The organism is Comamonas composti DSM 21721, from assembly GCF_000429845.1.
Classification (GTDB): Bacteria; Pseudomonadota; Gammaproteobacteria; order Burkholderiales; family Burkholderiaceae_C; genus Comamonas; species Comamonas composti.
Genome location: NZ_KE386971.1, coordinates 109,437 through 128,399 on the forward strand (window position 1 = coordinate 109,437; position 18,963 = coordinate 128,399).

At 64.6% G+C, this 18,963-nt stretch carries 16 protein-coding genes and 1 tRNA gene; 9 read left to right on the forward strand and 8 right to left on the reverse strand.

Translation table 11 applies throughout. The features are described from left to right. Positions 1-2 precede the first annotated feature (2 nt). Positions 3-563 (reverse strand): NUDIX domain-containing protein, encoded by a 561-nt coding sequence (locus tag G486_RS0117460; RefSeq protein WP_027016680.1) that lies wholly within the window; start codon positions 561-563, stop codon positions 3-5. Positions 564-758: 195 nt separating this feature from the next. After that, the gene (gene cysM, locus G486_RS0117465) at positions 759-1,664 is read right to left on the reverse strand and encodes a cysteine synthase CysM (protein WP_027016681.1); all 906 of its coding nucleotides are present in this window, start codon (positions 1,662-1,664) and stop codon (positions 759-761) included. Between the two features lie 40 nt (positions 1,665-1,704). Here cysM and G486_RS0117470 point away from each other — a divergent pair. Beyond that, a tRNA-Leu gene (locus tag G486_RS0117470) sits at positions 1,705-1,789 on the forward strand. A gap of 574 nt (positions 1,790-2,363) precedes the next feature. Here the strand turns inward: G486_RS0117470 and G486_RS0117475 are convergent. After that, positions 2,364-2,585, reverse strand: coding sequence for a hypothetical protein (locus G486_RS0117475; RefSeq protein ID WP_027016682.1), 222 nt, complete (start codon positions 2,583-2,585; stop codon positions 2,364-2,366). A gap of 188 nt (positions 2,586-2,773) precedes the next feature. Between G486_RS0117475 and G486_RS0117480 the strand changes: the two genes are divergently transcribed. Both G486_RS0117480 and G486_RS0117485 read left to right on the forward strand, forming a co-directional pair. Continuing rightward, positions 2,774-3,169: a CidA/LrgA family protein gene (locus tag G486_RS0117480; RefSeq protein WP_027016683.1), complete on the forward strand. Its 396-nt coding sequence runs from the start codon at positions 2,774-2,776 to the stop codon at positions 3,167-3,169. Between the two features lie 50 nt (positions 3,170-3,219). Beyond that, a complete protein-coding gene (locus tag G486_RS0117485; protein WP_407059809.1) occupies positions 3,220-3,897 on the forward strand; it encodes an LrgB family protein in 678 nt (225 codons plus the stop codon). 245 nt (positions 3,898-4,142) lie between these two features. Here the strand turns inward: G486_RS0117485 and G486_RS22745 are convergent, their stop codons facing one another. Next, positions 4,143-5,105, reverse strand: a complete 963-nt coding sequence (locus G486_RS22745; protein ID WP_051303653.1) for a DMT family transporter — start codon at positions 5,103-5,105, stop codon at positions 4,143-4,145. 86 nt (positions 5,106-5,191) lie between these two features. Between G486_RS22745 and G486_RS0117495 the strand changes: the two genes are divergently transcribed. Beyond that, positions 5,192-6,121 (forward strand): LysR family transcriptional regulator, encoded by a 930-nt coding sequence (locus tag G486_RS0117495; RefSeq protein WP_027016685.1) that lies wholly within the window; start codon positions 5,192-5,194, stop codon positions 6,119-6,121. 192 nt (positions 6,122-6,313) lie between these two features. Here G486_RS0117495 and tenA read toward each other — a convergent pair whose 3' ends face one another. Together tenA and G486_RS0117505 are read right to left on the reverse strand one after the other, a co-directional pair. Beyond that, entirely contained in the window at positions 6,314-6,991 is a 678-nt protein-coding gene (gene tenA, locus G486_RS0117500; RefSeq protein ID WP_027016686.1) for a thiaminase II, read from the reverse strand. A gap of 148 nt (positions 6,992-7,139) precedes the next feature. Continuing rightward, positions 7,140-8,096, reverse strand: a complete 957-nt coding sequence (locus tag G486_RS0117505) for a LysR substrate-binding domain-containing protein (RefSeq protein WP_027016687.1) — start codon at positions 8,094-8,096, stop codon at positions 7,140-7,142. Positions 8,097-8,297: 201 nt separating this feature from the next. Here G486_RS0117505 and G486_RS0117510 point away from each other — a divergent pair, with 201 nt between their 5' ends. The 3 genes from G486_RS0117510 (at position 8,298) to G486_RS0117520 (ending at position 12,259) form a co-directional block, all read left to right on the forward strand. After that, positions 8,298-9,494 (forward strand): acyl-CoA dehydrogenase, encoded by a 1,197-nt coding sequence (locus G486_RS0117510; protein ID WP_027016688.1) that lies wholly within the window; start codon positions 8,298-8,300, stop codon positions 9,492-9,494. 394 nt (positions 9,495-9,888) lie between these two features. Continuing rightward, entirely contained in the window at positions 9,889-11,148 is a 1,260-nt protein-coding gene (locus G486_RS0117515; RefSeq protein WP_027016689.1) for a CaiB/BaiF CoA transferase family protein, read from the forward strand. A 130-nt stretch (positions 11,149-11,278) separates the two neighbouring features. Continuing rightward, positions 11,279-12,259, forward strand: a complete 981-nt coding sequence (locus G486_RS0117520) for a tripartite tricarboxylate transporter substrate binding protein BugE (RefSeq protein ID WP_034388315.1) — start codon at positions 11,279-11,281, stop codon at positions 12,257-12,259. Between the two features lie 337 nt (positions 12,260-12,596). Here G486_RS0117520 and G486_RS0117525 read toward each other — a convergent pair whose 3' ends face one another. Then, entirely contained in the window at positions 12,597-13,667 is a 1,071-nt protein-coding gene (locus G486_RS0117525) for a helix-turn-helix transcriptional regulator (RefSeq protein WP_027016691.1), read from the reverse strand. Between the two features lie 84 nt (positions 13,668-13,751). On the opposite strand from G486_RS0117525, the gene G486_RS0117530 reads away from it, so the two are divergent. Then, positions 13,752-15,740, forward strand: a complete 1,989-nt coding sequence (locus tag G486_RS0117530; RefSeq protein ID WP_051303655.1) for a TonB-dependent receptor domain-containing protein — start codon at positions 13,752-13,754, stop codon at positions 15,738-15,740. A gap of 132 nt (positions 15,741-15,872) precedes the next feature. After that, positions 15,873-17,636 (forward strand): alpha/beta hydrolase-fold protein, encoded by a 1,764-nt coding sequence (locus G486_RS22750; RefSeq protein WP_084455403.1) that lies wholly within the window; start codon positions 15,873-15,875, stop codon positions 17,634-17,636. A gap of 37 nt (positions 17,637-17,673) precedes the next feature. Here the strand turns inward: G486_RS22750 and G486_RS0117540 are convergent, their stop codons facing one another. After that, on the reverse strand, positions 17,674-18,891 hold the full coding sequence (locus tag G486_RS0117540; protein WP_027016693.1) for a sugar transporter: 1,218 nt from the start codon (positions 18,889-18,891) through the stop codon (positions 17,674-17,676). Positions 18,892-18,963: the final 72 nt, after the last annotated feature.

Here is an 18,963-nt window from a genome sequence, read left to right on the forward strand (position 1 = left end):
ATTCAACTCTTGAGCACCACGCCCGCGCGGCGCGCGGCGTTCTCTTCCTCGGTAAAGAACACGGGTTCGTGCCCTCGGCTCCTGAGCCAGTCGGCCAGCGCATAACCCGTTCCCGCAGGCCAGCACCTGAGCTGGTCCAAATCATACATGCGATAGTCGAGCAGCTCGGGCGAGAGCCTGACCTGGCCCGTGGCCTGCACATGGTAGGCAATGATGACCTGGTTCATGCGCAGGAACTCGTAGGCGCCCACGAGCGTGCAGGACTGCACATCGAGATTCGTCTCCTCCTTGACCTCGCGCGCCACGCCCTGCTGCGGCGACTCGCCAGCCTCCATGAAGCCCGTGATCAGCGCGAACATGGTCTCGGGCCAGGCCGCATTGCGCGCCAGCAGCACCTTGCCGTCGATCTCGACGATCGCTGCAAGCACGGGCGTGGGATTGTTCCAGTGCGTAAAACCGCAGACCGGGCAGCGCAGCCGCGTCACATCGCCGCTGTCCTCGACCTGGCTGAGCCATTGCAGCTCGGTCGCACAATGGCTGCAATAACGAACCTCATATCGCATGGCTATGTCTCCTTGCTCTTTTTCTTGATGGCTTCCAGCGTATCTTCATCAATCGTGGTCTGCCTTGATGAGAACCGCGACCCTGGGTGACGACGCGCAATGCCCCCGGCACAGCGGATAAAACCGGCGCCCCCAGGTTAGAAACACCGAGGAAGGGCCGCCACGCACCGAAAGCGACTCAGAGGGCAGCCCATCTCACGCCGGAAAAACGCCCGTGGACAGGTATCGGTCGCCCCGGTCGCAGACCACGAACACGATGGTTGCGTTGCGCTCGCGCTCGGCAATCTGCTGGGCCACCCAGCAGGCTCCTGCGGCCGAGATGCCCGCAAAAATGCCCTCCTCGCGCGCGAGGCGGCGTGCATAGTCCTCGGCATCATCCTGGGTCACGAGCACCAGCTCATCGACCAGGGATGCGTCATAGATCTTGGGCAGGTACTCCTGCGGCCACTTGCGGATGCCCGGTATGCGCGCACCCTCCGCTGGCTGGGCGCCGACGATGCGTATCGCCGGATTCTTTTCCTTGAGAAACCGGGCCACACCCGTGATCGTGCCCGTCGTTCCCATGGCGCTCACAAAGTGCGTGATCTCGCCACCGGTCTGCTCCCACAACTCAGGACCCGTGGTCTCGTAGTGGATGCGCGGGTTGTCGGCATTCGCGAACTGATCGAGCACCACGCCCTTGCCCTGGGTCACCATCTGGTCGGCCAGATCGCGGGCATATTCCATGCCGCCGCTCTTGGGCGTGAGCACCAGCTCCGCGCCATAGGCCTTCATGGTCTGGGCCCGCTCTATGGACAAATCCTCGGGCATGATGAGCACCATGCGATAGCCCTTGATGGCTGCGGCCATGGCCAGCGCAATGCCGGTGTTGCCCGAAGTCGCCTCGATCAGCGTATCACCCGGCTTGATCTCGCCACGCTCCTCGGCCCGCTGGATCATGGACAGGGCCGGCCTGTCCTTGACCGAGCCAGCAGGATTGTTTCCCTCGAGCTTGCCCAGAACCACATTTCCCTTGTCGAGCCGGGCCTGCGCCCCTATGCGCTGCAGGGCCACCAGAGGCGTGCGGCCGATGGCATCTTCGATGGTCGGATAGTTTTTCATAGACTCATACTGTGCCATAATTCGCATCTTCGCTAAGCGAGCCCGGGTGGTGAAATTGGTAGACGCAGGGGACTCAAAATCCCCCGCCGCAAGGCGTGCCGGTTCGATTCCGGCCCCGGGCACCAGAGACCCAAGCAGCCGAAAAAGTCACCATGGCTTTTTCGGCTCTTCTTTTGCCCTGCCTTCGGCAGGCGCCCGCCACTCATCTGGCAAGGCCCCATCAGCCATCTCATCCAGCAAGCCATCGGTCTTCCCGGGCTTGGACATTGTTGTGCGCGCGACTTTCACAAGCTGTGCATAACTTTTTCCGTCCAGGCATTGCGGCCCGATTCGCCCCCTGCGCCAAGCCCGACCCCACATCCAGCCCGAAGAGAGTGCCTGCAGGTCCGTCAGCGCATGCACGGCGCTTGCAAGCCGCTGTCCTCTCTCTGAAAAACCCTTGCCGGCAAGACTGGCACTAGATCCTGTACCGCGCGTTACAGGCGGTACGCTCTTGTCATACGCGCTTTGGAGCGGCTCGAAAAGCCGTACTGAACAGCCTGTAGCTTCTCCACAGCAGCACTGGATAACTCTGTGGAAAATTAGTGCCCATCTTGTGCAATGTGGCGCCAAGTGCTTGCATGCACTTGGCGCCAGGTAAGCTGCCTTTAAATCAGGCAGGGAAAACTCAAGGGTAAACCCGCGAATTCTCCAGTATCGCTATTGCCGCCTGATGACGGCCCGGCCCGCCTCGGTAATGCTCCAGCAGCGCTCTATATCGACCTCGACCAGCCCACGCTCCAGCAAACGCCTGGACAAGTGCTCGCGTGCAGCGCTTTCGAGGGACACAGGCTGGCCCAGCTCCAGGTGCTTGAGCACCGCCAGCTCATCCACCGTGGGCTCGTACACAGGGGCGTGATAGGTTGGGACATGGTTTTGCATTGCAGCTCCTTTCAAAGCCATATGTGCGATACAGGGATCGGACATAGCGCCAACATAGCCATCCATAGGCGCTCACGCAACCGGCAGTCCGCGTATTCCCGCGCTCTGTGCAATGAACAAAAACATTGAACACAATAACTTACAAACATCCTCTCCCCTCGACACTTCTGCAAGTCCCAACCTGACCCATGCTCTACGCCATTACCGCCTTGTTTGCCTTTCAACTGCTGGGCGAAGTCATTGCCCGGCTCAGCGGCCTGCCCCTGCCGGGCGCCCTGGTCGGCACGCTTGCGCTTTTGGGCGCACTCTTGCTGCGTGGCCATCTGCCTCAGGCGCTGGAGCGCACGGCCAGCGCGCTGCTGCAGAACATGATGCTGCTCTTCATCCCCGTGATTGCAGGCGTGATGCTGGAGTTCGAACATCTGGCGCGCGAATGGCTGCCGTTCGTGATCGCCTGCGTGGCCGGCGCGGCCATCACCTTTCTGGCCACAGCTCTGAGTTTTCGCTTTTTTCTTGCGCGCATGCCCACCCACCCGGGCACTGACGACGTCGGCAAGCCCGCACAGGCGCAGCGCAGGACATGAGCAGCATTTTTTCAAGCTCACTCTGGAGCACCTTGAACGCCTCACCGGCCATGGCCCACCTGCCCTGGCTGGTACTGACCCTGGTGATCTATCTGGCAGCCATGGCCTTGTACCGCCGAAGCGGCAGCCATCCGCTGCTGATTCCCGTTTTCACGGCCGTGGTGGTCGTCGTGAGCCTGCTGCACCTCACGGGCACCCCGTATGAAAGCTACCGCCACGGCGTGTCCCCGCTGGGGCTGCTCATTGGCCCGGCCACCGTGGCGCTGGCCATACCCCTGTACGCCCAGCGCCAGCGCATACGCACCTTGTGGCGGCCCGTGGGCGCAGCCTTGCTCATAGGCTGCATCACGGCCTTGCTCTCGGCTCTGCTCATAGGTTGGGTCCTGGGCGGATCACATGCAAGCCTCATGGCCCTGGCCCCCAAGTCGGCCACGATTCCGATTGCCCTGCCCATGGCCAAGCGCTATGGCGCCCCTGCTTCGCTGGCCGCCGTGGCCGTCGCCATCACAGGCATTACCGGCGCCATGATGGCCCCGCTGCTGATGCGCCTGGTGCGCAGCCAGGACCCTGCCGTGCAGGGCTTTGCATTGGGGCTGACGGCCCATGCCATCGGTACGGCCCGCGCCTTGCAGGTTCACCCTGCCATGGGCGCCTTCGCTGCCCTGGCCATGGGCCTCAATGCCGTAGCCACGGCCGTGCTCATGCCACTGCTGATAGCTTTACTGTAGGTAGATCTGCTTTTGCTCTTGCCAAGTCTTCAACTTGTTGGGCGAATCATTTTGAGGTGCCGGACAGCGCTTCATACTTTCTTGATCGCACTTGCCGTAGATGGTCACAGTCTACGGACGAGACGCCGCACCTGAAGCGCTGCCTGGGCGTTGTGAAGGGTGACCCGGCGCTCTCTCGTCTTTTCTGGCCCACTCTGACCAGCCATCGTCAGCCGCCTTGCTCTCGGAACAAAAGCTACCCATGCTTATTTACCCTGTGTTACCGCCTGTTTGGGCTTGGATTTTTCAGCCCCACGCCGCCAGCCCCAGACTGCGCCCAGAATCACCGCCATGCCCAGCCATTGCCCCGGCGTGGGCCGGGCACCAAACCACAGCAAGTCCACCAGCAAGGCCATGGCGGGGTAGATAAAGGACAGGCCGGCAATGGCCTGGGCCGGCAGGCGCTGAAAGGCGGCATACATCAGCGTGTACATGCAGGCCGTGTGCACCAGACCCAGCACCAGCACCGCCGTCCAGGCCCTGGCGGTGAAGTCGGCGGCGCCACCTTCCAGCCAGGCCGGCCCGGCCAGCAGCAGCCCACCTACGGCCATTTGCAGCATGGCGATCTGGGCTGCAGGAATGCGCTGCAGCCGCTGGGTGAGCAGCGTGGCCACGGCATACAGGCTGGCCGCCAGCAGCGCCAGCGCCACACCGGCCCCGGAGGTGGTGCTGGCCTGGCCCCCATCAAGGCCGCTGCTCAGCGCCACACCGACCAGAGCCAGACCCAGCCAGGGCAGACGGCGCAGCGGCAAGGCCTGGCCCTGGAAAACGGCCACCAGCACCAACAGCAAAAACGGCTGAACGTGGTAGACCACCGTGGCCACGGCAATGCTGCTGTAGCGGTAGGCGCTGAACAAGGCCAGCCAGTTGCCCACCAGGGCCGCACCGCCCAGCAGCACCCAGCCCCATTCGCGGCCCGTGGGCACCACCCATTGGCGTGCGCACAACAGCCAGGCTGCCAGACCCAAGCCGCCCAACAGACAACGCAGCCACACCACCAGCAGCACGGGCAGCCCGCTCTCCACCACCAGCAGGCCTATGGTGCCCGACAGCGCCATGGCCAGCACCATGCGCCAGGTTCCGCCCTGGGGAGTCGTCGCAGCAGCACCGCAGGCTGGGGAATGGTCGGCGCCAGGGTTTGCAGCGCCATGGGAATGCAATGTTTTCATGGCGCTAGCGTCTCGCATTGCATGAAGATCATCAATTAGCTCCCATTCAAATTACTATTGCGCTCCATTCAACAGTCAGCGGATATATGCGCAACGAACACGCCCTGGTGCCCGAGATGCTGGTGTTTGCCACCGTGGTGGAGCTGCGCGGCTTTGCCGCTGCCGCGCGCCAGCTGGAGCTGACCACCTCGGCCGTCAGCCGCAGCGTGGGCCGGCTGGAGGCCCACTGGGGTGCCAGGCTGCTGCACCGCACCACCCGCTCCATCTCGCTGACCGAATTGGGGGCCGAGGTTTATGCTGGCTGCGCCCAGATGGCCCAGCTGGCGCGTGAAATCCATGCCACGGCCGGCCACTATGGCGACACTCCGCGCGGCAAGGTGAGGATGACGGCGCCCGAGGTGTTTGGAGAAATCTGGCTGGCGCCGCAGCTGCCAGCCTTTCGTGCACGCTGGCCGGAGGTGGAGGTGGCCGTGCAGCTGACGGACCGCATGCAGGACCTGACCGAAGAAGGCCTCGACCTGGCCATACGCCTGACCATGCCAGCCCAGCTGCCGCCCGGCATGGTGGCGCGGGCCCTGTGCCAGGTGCGCTATATCGCCGTGGCCTCGCCCGAATGCTTGCGCCTGCTGCCCGCGCCGCTGGAACACCCCAGCGACCTGGCGAGCCTACCCTGCATCACCCTGGGCTATGGCGAGTTTCAAAACCAGCTGCGCTGGGAGCCCGTTGACATGGCGGCCCTAACCCTGGCAGCCCAGGAGGTACGTGTGCACACCCCGCTGTCCATCACCAACAGCGTGGGCATTCTAGCTCTGGCCCAGCAACACCAGGGCGTGGGCATCGTGGCCGACTTTGCTGCCAAGGCCGCGCTGGCCCAGGGCCAGCTGGTGCAGTTGTTTCCCGGCTGGCAACTGGCCGGCGCCTATGCCCCGCGCACAGCCTATGCACTCTACCCGCCCACACGCCATTTGCCACTGAAGGTTAGGGCGCTGATCGACCATCTCACCCCACACAGCTGAGTCTGTAGACCATGGCGTAGTTCTCCCCAAAGCCCGGCCACAAGCTTGTGGACAACTGTCAGGCACGGCCTGGATAAGCGGCTTAAGTGCTTGATGTTCCTGACAATCTCAAGCAGTGCTTATTTTTTAGGCAAAGCATGTCTCCATGCATCAGCCCCGGTCTGAAGCGAGCTGAAGAAGGCGCGAAGCGGCTCAGGGGGTGCCCATTCCCTGCGGCCAGTCCGCCAGCCGGTAGGCGCTGTCCCAGAACAGCCACTCCAGGCGGGCGGCATCGGTATAGGCGGCGTGCATGGCCGCGCGGGTCGGCTCGCTGGCCTGCTCGGCCAGCCGGTCCACGGTGGTGCAGACGCCGCGCACGGCCGCATGAAAGTGCTCGCCCGCATAGGTGTCCACCCAGGCCTGATAGGGGTTGCCCGGGGCCGAGCGTGCATGGATGTCGCGCCCGACTTCGGCATAGATCCAGAAGCACGGCAGCAAAGCCGCCACGGCCACGGGATAGGAGGAGCTCCAGGCCGTAGCCACAAGATAGCTGGTGTAGTGGTGGCAGGCAGGTGTGAGCGGTGTGGCTGCGAACTGATCGGCCGTGATGCCGAAGTCGCGCATGAAGCCGTCGTGCAGGCTGCGCTCCACGACCACGGCCTCGTTGGCTGCATTCGCGAACTGCACCACGCCTTCGGCGTTGTCGGACTTGGCCGCGGTCACGGCCAGCGCGCGGCCATAGGCGACCAGGTAGTGCGCGTCCTGGATCATGTAGTGGCGAAAGCGCTCCATGCTGAGCGTGCCGGCAGCAAGCTCCTGATTGAACGGCAACTCCAAGGTCGCCTGGTACAAGGCCTCATTGGCCTGCCAAAGGCTTTGGCTGAAAGACATGCAAACTCTTCCTACTCAAACAAATGCATAGCAGCCCACGCTTGCGCAGACTGGGGTGAACGGTCATTTTGGGATGAATACCCGGGGATTGCCAGCATGGCCTTACTTTCCTCAGCAGCGTTCGGCCCGGGAGATGAGAGAGACACGGTCAGGCCGGGCGCTCGCCCCGGGCCTGTGCGGCCTTGCGCTGCAGCCATTGCGAAAAGATGCGCAGCGCGGGCGCAGGCTGGGCCTCGGCCGCCAACTCGGGTGTGACCAGATAGTAGGCACGGTTGCCGCGCAGCGGCTGTGCGCAGGCAATGATGAGATCGCCGCGCGCGAGCTCGGCCTCGATGAGCATGGGCGGCATCAGGGCCACGCCCAGGCCCTGGCTGGCGGCCACGGCCAGCATGGAGAAAAGCTCCAGCCGCATGCCGTCCAGCGCACGCGGCGCATTCACGCCCATGGCGTCGAACCATTGCTGCCAGCCATGGGCACGCGTGCTTTGCTGCAACAGCGGCATGCGGGCCAGCACTTCGGGGCCCACGGGCAGCCAGGCACGGCCGGGTTCGCGCGACTGGGCCGTGGCCAGCAACTGGGGGCTGCACACGGGCACGACTTCCTCGTCCATGAGCCACCTGGTCTGCACGCCGGGCCAGCGCGCCACCTGCTCGCGTGTGCCCGCATACAAGGCGGCATCGAACACCGTATCCGCAAACAGAAAGGGCCGGGTCTGCACATCGATGTGCACGGTGATGTCCGGATTCTCCCGGGTCAGCTCGGGCAGGCGCGGCAGCAGCCAGCGCGTGGCGAATGTGGGTACGGCCGCGAGGCTCAGCGTGCCGCCCTCTCCCTGGCGGGCCATCATGTCCAGCGTGTCACGCTCCAGGCCGTGCAGCCAGCGCGAGACCTGCTGCGCATATTGGGCGCCGGCCTCGGTGAGCAGCACGCCGTGGCGCGTGCGCTTGAACAAGGGCACGCCCAGAAACTCCTCCAGCGCAATGATCTGGCGCGAGACCGCACTTTGGGTGAGCGACAACTCCTGCGCGGCCTTGGTATAGCTCACATGGCGGGCGGCCGATTCGAAGCAGGCCAGGGCTTGGGTGGATGGCAAAGCTCTACGCATGACATGCATTCAATGCATTTTTCAAAATAAATCCCTGGGAATAACCCGAACCACATTGGTTATACATGCATTTTTCTCATTCATGGATGCGCAATCATCGTTTGCGCAAGCCAGCGACCGGCTTCTAAGATCGCCGCCAGACCGACAAGGGCCGCGCTCTCGCGCCCTGGAACTTGAATTTCTTGTTAGGAGATGGACGACATGGCACGCAACAGCTTTCAATGGGACGACCCTTTTCAGCTGGACCAGCAACTGAGCGAGGACGAGCGCATGATCCGCGACGCCGCGCGCGATTACTGCCAGGACAGGCTGGCGCCGCGCGTGCTGGAGATGTTCCGCCACGAAAAAACCGACATCAGCATCTTCCGTGAGATGGGCGAGCTGGGTCTGTTAGGCCCCACCATTCCCACCGAATACGGCGGCGCTGGCCTGAACTATGTGAGCTACGGCCTGGTGGCCCGCGAAATCGAGCGCGTGGACAGCGGCTACCGCTCCATGGCCTCGGTGCAGTCCTCCCTGGTGATGGTGCCCATCAACGAATTCGGCACCGAAGCGCAAAAGCAGAAATACCTGCCCAAGCTGGCCAGCGGCGAGTTCATCGGCTGCTTTGGCCTGACCGAACCCGACCACGGCTCCGACCCCGGCTCCATGGCCACCCGCGCCTACAAGGTTGACGGCGGCTACAAGCTCAAGGGCAGCAAGATGTGGATCACCAACAGCCCGGTGGCCGACGTGTTCGTGGTCTGGGCCAAGGAAGTGTCCGAAGGCGGCGCTGTGGGCCAGATTCGCGGCTTCATCCTGGACAAGGGCATGAAGGGCCTGTCGGCCCCCGCCATCCACGGCAAGGTGGGCCTGCGCGCCTCCATCACCGGTGAAATCGTCATGGACGATGTCTTCGTGCCCGAAGAAAACGCCTTCCCCGAGATCCGTGGCTTGAAGGGCCCCTTCACCTGCCTGAACAGCGCCCGCTTCGGCATTGCCTGGGGCGCCATGGGTGCGGCCGAGTTCTGCTGGCACACCGCCCGCCAGTACACGCTGGACCGCAAGCAGTTTGGCCGCCCCCTGGCCGCCAACCAGCTGATCCAGAAAAAGCTGGCCGATATGCAGACCGAAATCACCCTGGGCCTGCAAGCCGCCCTGCGCGTGGGCCGAATGAAGGACGAGCACCAGAACGTGGTGGAAATCACCTCGCTGATCAAGCGCAACAACTGCGGCAAGTCGCTGGACATTGCCCGCCTGGCACGCGACATGATGGGCGGCAACGGCATCTCCGACGAGTTCGGCGTGGCCCGCCATCTGGTGAACCTGGAAGTGGTGAATACCTATGAAGGCACGCACGATGTGCATGCCTTGATCTTGGGCCGCGCACAAACCGGCATCGCAGCTTTTTCTAACTGAGGTCGCGGCGCATACAAGCCCTGATACGTCGTTATGGAGCCTGGTCGTAGCGCTCACGCCTTGTCTCAGGACTTGTCTGCACCGCTGGACTGTGGTTTCGCTAGCCCAGCCCGTACATCCGCCGTGCCTGCCGGTATGACTCCTTCCCCCGCCGGGGGAAGGCGGGGATGGGGGCTCACACAGGTAGCCCCCCTCCTAACCCTCCCGGGCTCTGCTTGCGCTGGTGGGATGCGTCAGCCCTGGCACTCTTCTGGGTCAGCTATTTATTTCATAGCCACCTTAGCGCTGATGAATTGGGTTCTGGGTTGATTTCGACTCAGAACCCAAGCACATAGCGCGCAAGCCGCTTCTTTTTTGAGAGCTTTTGCTCTGCACTTTTCCGGATCGACTGGATATGAACGCCTCTGCAATCCCCGCCCAAGCCGCGCTGGCTGGCATCAAGGTGCTGGACCTGTCCCGCGTGCTGGCCGGCCCCTGGGCCACGCAGATGCTGGCCGACCTGGGCGCCGATGTGATCAAGGTCGAACGCCCGGTGGCGGGCGACGATACGCGCCATTGGGGCCCTCCGTTTTTGAAGGACGCGGCCGGCAACGACACACGCGAGGCCAGCTATTTCACGGCCTGCAACCGCAACAAGCGCAGCATCACCGTGGACATGGCCCACCCCGAGGGCCAGGCCCTGCTGCGCCGCATGGCAGCCGAGGCCGATGTGGTGGTGGAGAACTTCAAGGTCGGGGGCCTGGCGCAATACGGCCTGGACTACGACAGCCTCAAGGCCTTGAACCCCAGGCTGATCTACTGCTCCATCACCGGCTTTGGCCAGGATGGGCCCTATGCCGAACGTGCCGGCTACGACCTGATGGTGCAAGCCATGTGCGGGCTGATGAGCATCACCGGCCATGCCGATGGCGAACCCGGCGGCGGCCCCTTGAAGGTGGGCGTGGCCGTGATCGATGTGTTCACCGGCCTGTATGCCAGCAACGCCATCCTTGCCGCGCTCAATGCCCGCGACAACGCGCGCTGCGGCACAGGCCAGGGCCAGTACATCGACATGGCCTTGCTGGATGTGGGCATGGCCGTGCTGGCCAACCAGGCCGCAGGCTATCTGGCCACGGACAAGGCACCGGCCCGGGCCGGCAACATCCACCCCAGCCTGGCGCCCTACCAGGACTTCAAGACCCGCGACGGCAATGTGCTGCTGGCCATTGGCAACGACGGCCAGTTCGCCCGCTTTTGCGCCGCCGTGGGCCAGCCGGCCTGGGCGCAGGACGCACGCTTTGCCACCAACACCGCACGCGTGCAAAACCGCAGCGCGCTGCTGGCGCTGATGGTGCCGCTGATGCAAACCCGTGGCACCCAGGACTGGATTGCGCTGTTCGAAGACAAGGCCGTGCCCTGCGGCCCCATCAACACCGTGGCCCAGGCCTTTGACGATCCCCAGGTCCGGGCCCGTGGCATTCGCGTGCAGTTGCCCAGCGGCCAGCCCGGCCTGCCCGATGTGGCCGGCGTGGCCAGCCCGCTGCGCCTTCAGGGCACGCCGCCGGTGCTGCACAGAGCGCCGCCAGCCCTTGGTCAGCACACCGACGAAGTGCTGGCCGAGATGGGACTGACGCCCGCGCACATAGCCGAGCTTCGGGGCAATGCCGTGATCTGAGCGCGCCACCGCGCCATGCCAGCGCCCCTGGACAAGCCCACGACAGAGGCCGGACACACCGGCCCATGGCTTGCCTTTTCCCCCAGCGCCTCACGCGCTGAACCTACCACCTGACCCAAGGAGACAAAGCATGCAATTTTCACCCACCTCAACCCTGGCCCGCGGCCTGTTGATCAGCCTGGCCCTGAGTGGCACGGCTCTGGCCCAGAGCAACTACCCCAGCAAGCCCATACGCCTGCTGGTTCCGTTTGCCGCCGGCGGCACCACGGACCTGATTGCACGCATCGTGGCCGAGCCCCTGGGCCGCGCCCTGGGCCAGCCCGTGATCGTGGAAAACAAGGGCGGTGGAGGCGGCGCCATCGGTGCAGCGGAAACGGCACGCGCCCAGCCCGATGGCTACAACCTGGGCATTGCCACGGTCTCGACCACGGCCACCAATCCGGCCATCAACCCAAAGATCAGCTACAACGTGGCCACCGACTTCACGCCCATTGTGAACATCGCTGCCACACCCAACATCATTGCGGCCAACCCGAAATTCCCGGCCAAGAACTACCAGGAATTCCTGGCCCAGATCAAACAAAACCCCGGCAAGTTCTCCTATGCCTCGCCCGGCAACGGCAGCATCACGCACTTGATGATGGAGATGTACAAGCTTGCCACCAGCACCGATGTCACCCACGTGCCCTACCGCGGCAGCGGCCCTGCACTCAACGATGCGGTCGCCGGCCAGGTTCCTCTGATTTTCGACAACCTGCCCTCCACCCTGGGATTTGTGAAGGAAAAGCGCCTCATCCCCATTGTCGTGGCCGCTCCCCAGCGCCTGGATTCCCTGCCCGATGTACCCACCTTCAAGGAGGTAGGCCTGCCACAGGTCAACCGCATGGCCTACTACGGCATCGTGGGCCCCAAGAACATGCCGCGCGAACTCGTGGACAAGATCAACGCGGCCACACACAAGGTCTTGCAAGACCCGGCCGTGAAAAAGCGCATCGAGGAGACAGGCTCCATGATCGTGGCCGACACGCCTGAAGCCTTTGCCAAGCAGATGCAGGAAGAGCTCGCGGTCTACAAGGAGGTCGTGGTCAAGCAGAAGCTGACCATGGATTGAGAATCTGCCGAAGCCCCTGGATGCCCGGCCAGGGGCATGGCCCAAAGCCTAAGAGCGTGTTCACGATCTAAGAACGTGTTTACGATCTCCTCGGCGCCGCGCCAGTGTCTGTGCGGGTTGGGATGCAAGGCGCGACACCGCAGCAATAGCCGTGCTATTGCGAGGATTCGCAAAGCGGCAGACCGCCCGCAAAGGCACTGGCCCGAAGGGTTGGAGCGAAATCGGGCTATTTTCTAGCGCTAAAGCTTGCTTGCACCCCGGTGCAAGCTGCGGCCCATCGACTCGAACTCATCCCGATTGCGCTCCAACGCGGCAGCGTAGAGATCGTAAACACGTTCTAAGGCCCAAGCCTGGCCTTGAGCGCCGATGGGCTGCAGCCGAAGTGCGCCTGGAACGCCCCCGAGAAATGGGAGCTGCTGCGATAGCCGGCCAGCTGCGCGGCCTGGGCCACCGTCACCTGCCCCTGCTCCAGCGCGGCACGCGCTCTTTGCAGGCGCTGTGCACGCACAAAGCGCCCCAGACTCTGCCCGTCTGCGACCGCAGGAAAATGCCGCTGCAGATGCGCGAGGCTCATGCCTGCATGCCGGGCGATCCGGGCCATGTCCATGCCATCGGCGGCCGAAGTGCAAAGCCAGTCGCGCAAGGCCGCCAGGCGCAGATACGGCTGAGCCGCCACATTGCGCACCGGTGCCAGCGCGGGAGAGATCTCCTCCCCGCCTGCCGCGGACGGAGCAAGCGCCAAACCCTTGGCCGCAGCCGCACGGCTCACGCCGGCAATGGCCTCGAGCACGATCTCCAGGCAGCGGCTTTGCGTCCACAGCATCTGCAGATGCGCAGGCAGGGTTCGGCCACGATGCAGTTGATCGGCCAGGGCCAGCACCCGCGCCGAGGGCTGCCAGCAAGAGTAGGCGAGATGCCGGGTCATGAACTCGGCCATGGTCTCGCGCATCACGCCGGCCTGCTCCAGCCATTGCGGAGTCAGCGTGAGAATGAGCTTGCGCTCGCGCCGGCCAGCGCGCCACTGGCGCATAAAACGATCGGTGCGCGTCAGCGCCACCACGGCCGCACATTGCCCTGCCTGGCCCGCACGCAGATGCAGCCTCAGACCGCCGTAGGAGAGCTCGGTCTCGCCCTCCAGCAGCAATGCGATCTTCAGCCCCGGATACAGCAGATTCGAGGTGCGCATGGTGCGCAAGTCCTGCACCCTGGTGCGGTAGAGCACCATGCCCGGCTGCACGCAGTCGATTTTCATGCTGCCCTGGAGCAAATCAGTGGCAGACGTGACAGCCAGATCACCCACGATGTACTCCCGGCCAAGAAATTCCAGAGAGCGCTCCAGATCGGACACTTGCAGCAAATGCGGGCAAGCGGAGTGAAAACCGAGGTTTTTGGATGCAATAGCAGACATGTTGCAAGATGCCAGACGGCGTGAATCAGGCGGACAAATAAAATTGATTCTCATTTAAGCACATGCCACCCCGGCGTTCTTCTCATGTCCTCAGTCTTGCGCCCCCTCTCCCTGGCCTGCCTGTGCGCAGCCGCCAACCTCTCCCATGCCCAGACCGCTGCTCCCCCTCAGGACCCGCTGGGCACGGTGGTGGTCACCGCCAGCGGCAGCGCGGTGGATATCAAGGACGCACCGGCCAGCATTTCCGTCATCACCCAGGAGGAATTGCGCAGCCGCCCTTCCCATGAGCTGGCCGAGCTGCTGGCCGGCGTGGAAGGGGTGACGCTGAACCGCAGCGCCAATGGCTCGCCCACCATACAGATGCGCGGCTTTGACCAGGCCTACACGCTGATGCTGATCGATGGCAAACGCGTCAACGCCAGCACCTCCATGTTCCGCGGCGGCGCGGCCTATGACAGCGGCTGGGTGCCGCTGGACGATATCGAGCGCGTGGAAGTGGTGCGTGGCCCCATGTCCTCGCTGTATGGCGCCGACGCCATAGGCGGGGTGATCAACATCATCACCAAACCCGTGGGTACGCGCTGGAAGGGCTCGGTCACGGCCGAAACCGTGCTGCAGCAGGACCGCGACCTGGCCGACAGCCAGAAGCTGGGCTTTTTGCTCAGCGGCCCGTTGGTGAGCGAGCGCCTGGGCATCAAGCTCTACGGCAACTACGACCACCGCTCGGACAGCAAGGCCGAGAGCGGCTTCAACGCCGGCTACCCGCTGTTTGCCCGCACCCGCAACCGCCATGCCGGCGGCCAGCTGGCCTGGCGGCCCGATGCCCGCCAGAACGTCACCTTCGATGCCGACACCAGCAGCAAGACCCAGGGCATGTACACCATGGAGCGCGATGCCTTTGCGCTGCGCCACAAGGGCAACTGGGGCGCAGCCACCACCGAGCTGACGCTGAGCGCCGACGAGATCCGCAACCTCAAGGGCATGATCGACACCCAGAACAATCCCAACCACTCCAACAGCTATGCCCTGAATGGCAAGGCCAGCTTTCCGGTGGACTGGAGCAATCAATTCCTCACCGTGGGCTTTGATGCCCGCAAGGAAAAACTCTACGACCCCGCCAACCTCAGCGGCTGGCCGGGTGTGTCCTCCACCCAAGGCAACCCCAGCACCTCGGTCAGCCAATATGCGCTGTTTGTGGAAGATGAAATCCGCCTCAGCGAGCGCCTGGCCATTACGCTGGGTGACCGTTTTGACCACCACGAGAACTTTGGCGGCAACCACAGCCCCCGCGCCTACGGTGTCTTCCACCTGAACCCGGCATGGACCATCAAGGGCGGGGTCTCGCGGGCCTTTCGCACGCCCACCCTGGTGCAAAACAGCCCCCATTGGGGCTCGGTATCCTGCGGCAGCGCCACCAGCGGTTGCTACATCATTGGCAGCAAGGACCTGAAGCCCGAAACCGCGCTGAGCAAGGAAATCGGCCTGCAATACCAGCAGGGCGCACACAACGCCAGCGTCACCGTGTTCGACACCAAGCTGAAGAACATGATCGACATCGAAAGCCGCACCCGCGATGCGGCCCTGGCCCCGGGCTTTGACAACTTTGTCGGCTTTTTGCCCGATGGCCGCCCCATCTTCAGCTACCAGAACATCAACAGCGCCCGCACCCGGGGGCTGGAAGCCAGCTGGAAATGGCAGGCCACGGCCGACCTGGGCTTCAAAAGCAGCTACACCTATCTCTCGGCCAAGAACACCAGCAAGGCAGTGCACACACCGCTGCTCAATCGCTCGCGCCACAACCTCAACGTGGCCGCCGACTGGCGCCTGAATGCGCAATGGAGCCTGGCTGCCAACTGGCGCTTGCAAAGCGCGCAGCCGCTGAACACCGCCAACACCGTGCGCAAGCCCGGCCATGGCCTGGTGGACCTGAGCGCGGCCTGGAAAATCAGCCCCAGCACCACGCTGCGCACCGGTATCTTGAACCTGGCCAACCGCAGCTTCGAGCGCATCAACGCCAGCGATTACAGCGAGGAAGGCCGCCGCATCTATCTGTCGCTGAACGCCCAGTTCTGATCCCCTTCCGCTTGCCCTGCCATGCCCTCCATGTTTTCACACCGTTTTCTCCCACGCCCCCTGCGCTCCTTTCAACCCTTCCAACCCTTACACGGACTGCGCGGGCTGATCGCCTGCGGCCTCGCCGCCGCCGTGCTGCCCTCTGCCCTGGCCGCAGGCCCTGCAGACACAGCGGGGCTGCGCTGCCAGGCCCAGGCGGCCCCTGCCCCCCAACACTGGCAGCGCTGCGACCAGCCCCTGCAAGGCCCGGTGCTGCACATCCAGGCTCCGGCCGGACAGCTGCTGCTGTGGACGCTGGAGGGCGGAAGCCACGCCCATGAGGTGCAGCTATTCGGCCCGGACGGGCAGTTGCTGCGCCAATGGCCTGCGGTGCACAACGGCCGCCAGGAGCTGGGCTGGGCCACCACCAGCGCCGGCCACTACCGGTTACAGGCCCGCAACCCCTATTTCACGCCAGGCCCGGATGCCGCGCCCCTGCAGTGGCAGCTGCGCACCAGCGCCCCCGCCCAGCGCGACCTGCCCGCCACCGGAGCCACGCCTGCAGCACCGGCAAGCAGCCCGTTGCACTCGCCACTCTTGCTTCAGCTTCAGGAGCAGCTAGCGCAGGCCGGTGCTGCGCAAAAGGCCAGTTTGATTCAAAACTTCTGGCGCAGCGTGCAGGCCCAAGGCACACCGCTGCTGGAGCCCCTGCCCCATTCCCAGGAGGTGTTGACCACCTTTTTGTGGCGCGCACCGGCCGGTACGGCCGACCAGGCCCACCTGGTGCGGCTGGACTGGGCCATGCGCTCGGACTCGCCCTTCCAGCTGCAGCAGCTGCCGGGCACGGATATCTGGCAGCTCAGCCTGCCGCTGCCACGCGGCCTGCGCGCCGCCTACCAACTGGTGGTGGACCCGCTGCGCTACCCCGCAGCCGCGGGCCAGGCCCCCAGCCGCATGCAGCAGATGCAAACCCAGCAGTTGGCCGCCCAGCGCGATGCCCTCAACCCCCATGTCTGGCATGCGGGCAACCCGGACCTCGCTGCCGACAGCGAAGCCGCCCGCCATGCCCAGCGCTCGGCCCTGGACATTCCCGCCAGCGGCCCACTGCGCAACCAGGCCAGCGACGCAGCGCTGCCCGCGTTAAAGGGCAGCTTGCAGCACCTGCGCTTTGCCAGCAGCCAGTTGGACAAGCAACGCAGCCTCAGCCTCTATCTGCCGCCCGGCAGCCATGCCCCAGGCAGCCTGCCCCTGCTGCTGTTGTTTGACCGCGAGGCCTATCTGGAACGGGTGCAACTGCCCCAGCGCCTGGAAGCCTGGATAGCGCAAGGCCTCATCCCGCCCATGGCCGTGCTGTTGGTGGCCAATCCCACGCGCGAGGACCGCGCCAAGGAACTGCCCCCGCACAGCGATGCCTTTGGCCGCATGCTGGCCACCGAGCTGCTGCCCTGGCTGCGCGCCCGCACGCCGGCGCTGGCGCGCGATGCCAGCCAGGTGGTGGTGGCCGGCTCCAGCTACGGCGGCCTGGCCTCGGGCTATCTGGGCTGGGCCCACCCCGCGTCCTTTGGCAATGTGCTGAGCCTGTCCGGCTCCTACTGGTGGGCACCCACACCCGCGGCCAGCCAGGCAGCGCACCGCTGGAGCGAAAGCGATTGGTTCATGCAGCAGGTGGCGCAAAGCCCCACCCGCCCGGTGCGCTGGCACCTGGGCTATGGCCTGCTGGAGCGTGGCGTCAACGGCGAAGGCGGCCTGGTGGACAACAACCGCCATCTGCGCAATGTGCTGCAGGCCAAGGGCTACACGGTGAGCAGCGACGAATTCGCCGGCGGCCACGACTACTACGCCTGGGACCAGGCCATTTTGCGCGGCCTGCAGGCCCTGGGCTTCAGCGGCCCGGCGGCTGCCTGCGGGCACTGCTGATGGTCAGGCGCACACCACGGGCCATGGCCGGCCATAGCTAACGCTGGGGCACGGGATGAAAGCTGCCCGCCCATTTCCAGCCGGCATAGGCGCACCACAGCAGGCCCAGCAAGGCCAGGCTGCCACCCACATGGCCCAGGTGTTGCATGCCGGCGTGCAGGCCCACCTGGCTGCCCAGCAACGCACCAGCGCCTATGCCCACGTTGAACAGGCCGGAAAACAGCGACATGCCCACATCCGTGGCGTCAGAAGCCAGGCGCAGCACCTTGGCCTGCAGCACCAGGGCCATGCACAACATGGCCACGCCCCAGACGGCACACACCGCATACAGGCCGGGCAGCCAGGCCGTGCTGGGCAGCAGCAGCCACAGGCTGGCCGTCAGCACCGCCAGCGCCAGCAGCAAAAAGCTGCGCGGAAAACGCAGGCCAAAGGCGCTAAAGCATAGGCTGCCCACAATGCCCATGCCGCCAAACAGCAGCAGCACCAGGGTGGTCACATGGTTGCTCAGCCCACCCACCTGCTGCACCAGGGGCTCGATATAGCTGTAGACGGTGAACTGCGCCGTCACCATCAGAATCAAGAGCCCATAAGTGGCCAGCAGCGCCGGTCGGCGCAGCAACACGGGAATGGAGCTGGCCGAGCCCGCGTTCTCGCTGGGCAGGGGCGGCAGCAGCGCGCGCAGCACCAGCATCACAGCCAGCGCCACCACGCCGATGACGCCAAACGTGGTGCGCCAGCCCAGGGCCTCGCCCACCACACGGCCCAGCGGAATGCCCAACACCATGGCCAGCGTGGTGCCGGTGGCCAGCAGGCCCAGGGCCTGGGTCTTGCGCCCCGTGGGCGCCACGCGCACGGCCAGCGCGGCCGTGATGGACCAGAACACCGCGTGCGCCAAGGCAATACCGATGCGGCTGGCCAGCAGCACGCCATAACTCCAGGCCATGGCCGACAGCGCATGGCTGGCAATGAACAGCGCAAACACCCCCATCAGCAAGCGGCGCCGCTCCCAGTGGCGGGTGAGCAGCATGCAGGGCAGCGAAGCCAGGGCCACCACCCAGGCATAAATGGTCAGCATCAAACCGACCTGCTCGGTGCGCATGCCAAAGCTGGTGCCCAGGTCGCTGAGCAGGCCCACGGGCACAAATTCGGTGGTGTTGAACACAAAGGCGGCCAGCGCCAGGGCGATCACGCTGGCCCAGGCCTGGGCCGAGGAGCGGTTCTGAAGACTGGTTGGGGGCGGGGCAGGCGAGGTCATGAAAAATCAGAAAAATAATTTGCTGCAGCGCAATATTCTGATTCCCCGGCTTTGCATTCCAGCCCAAGCAAG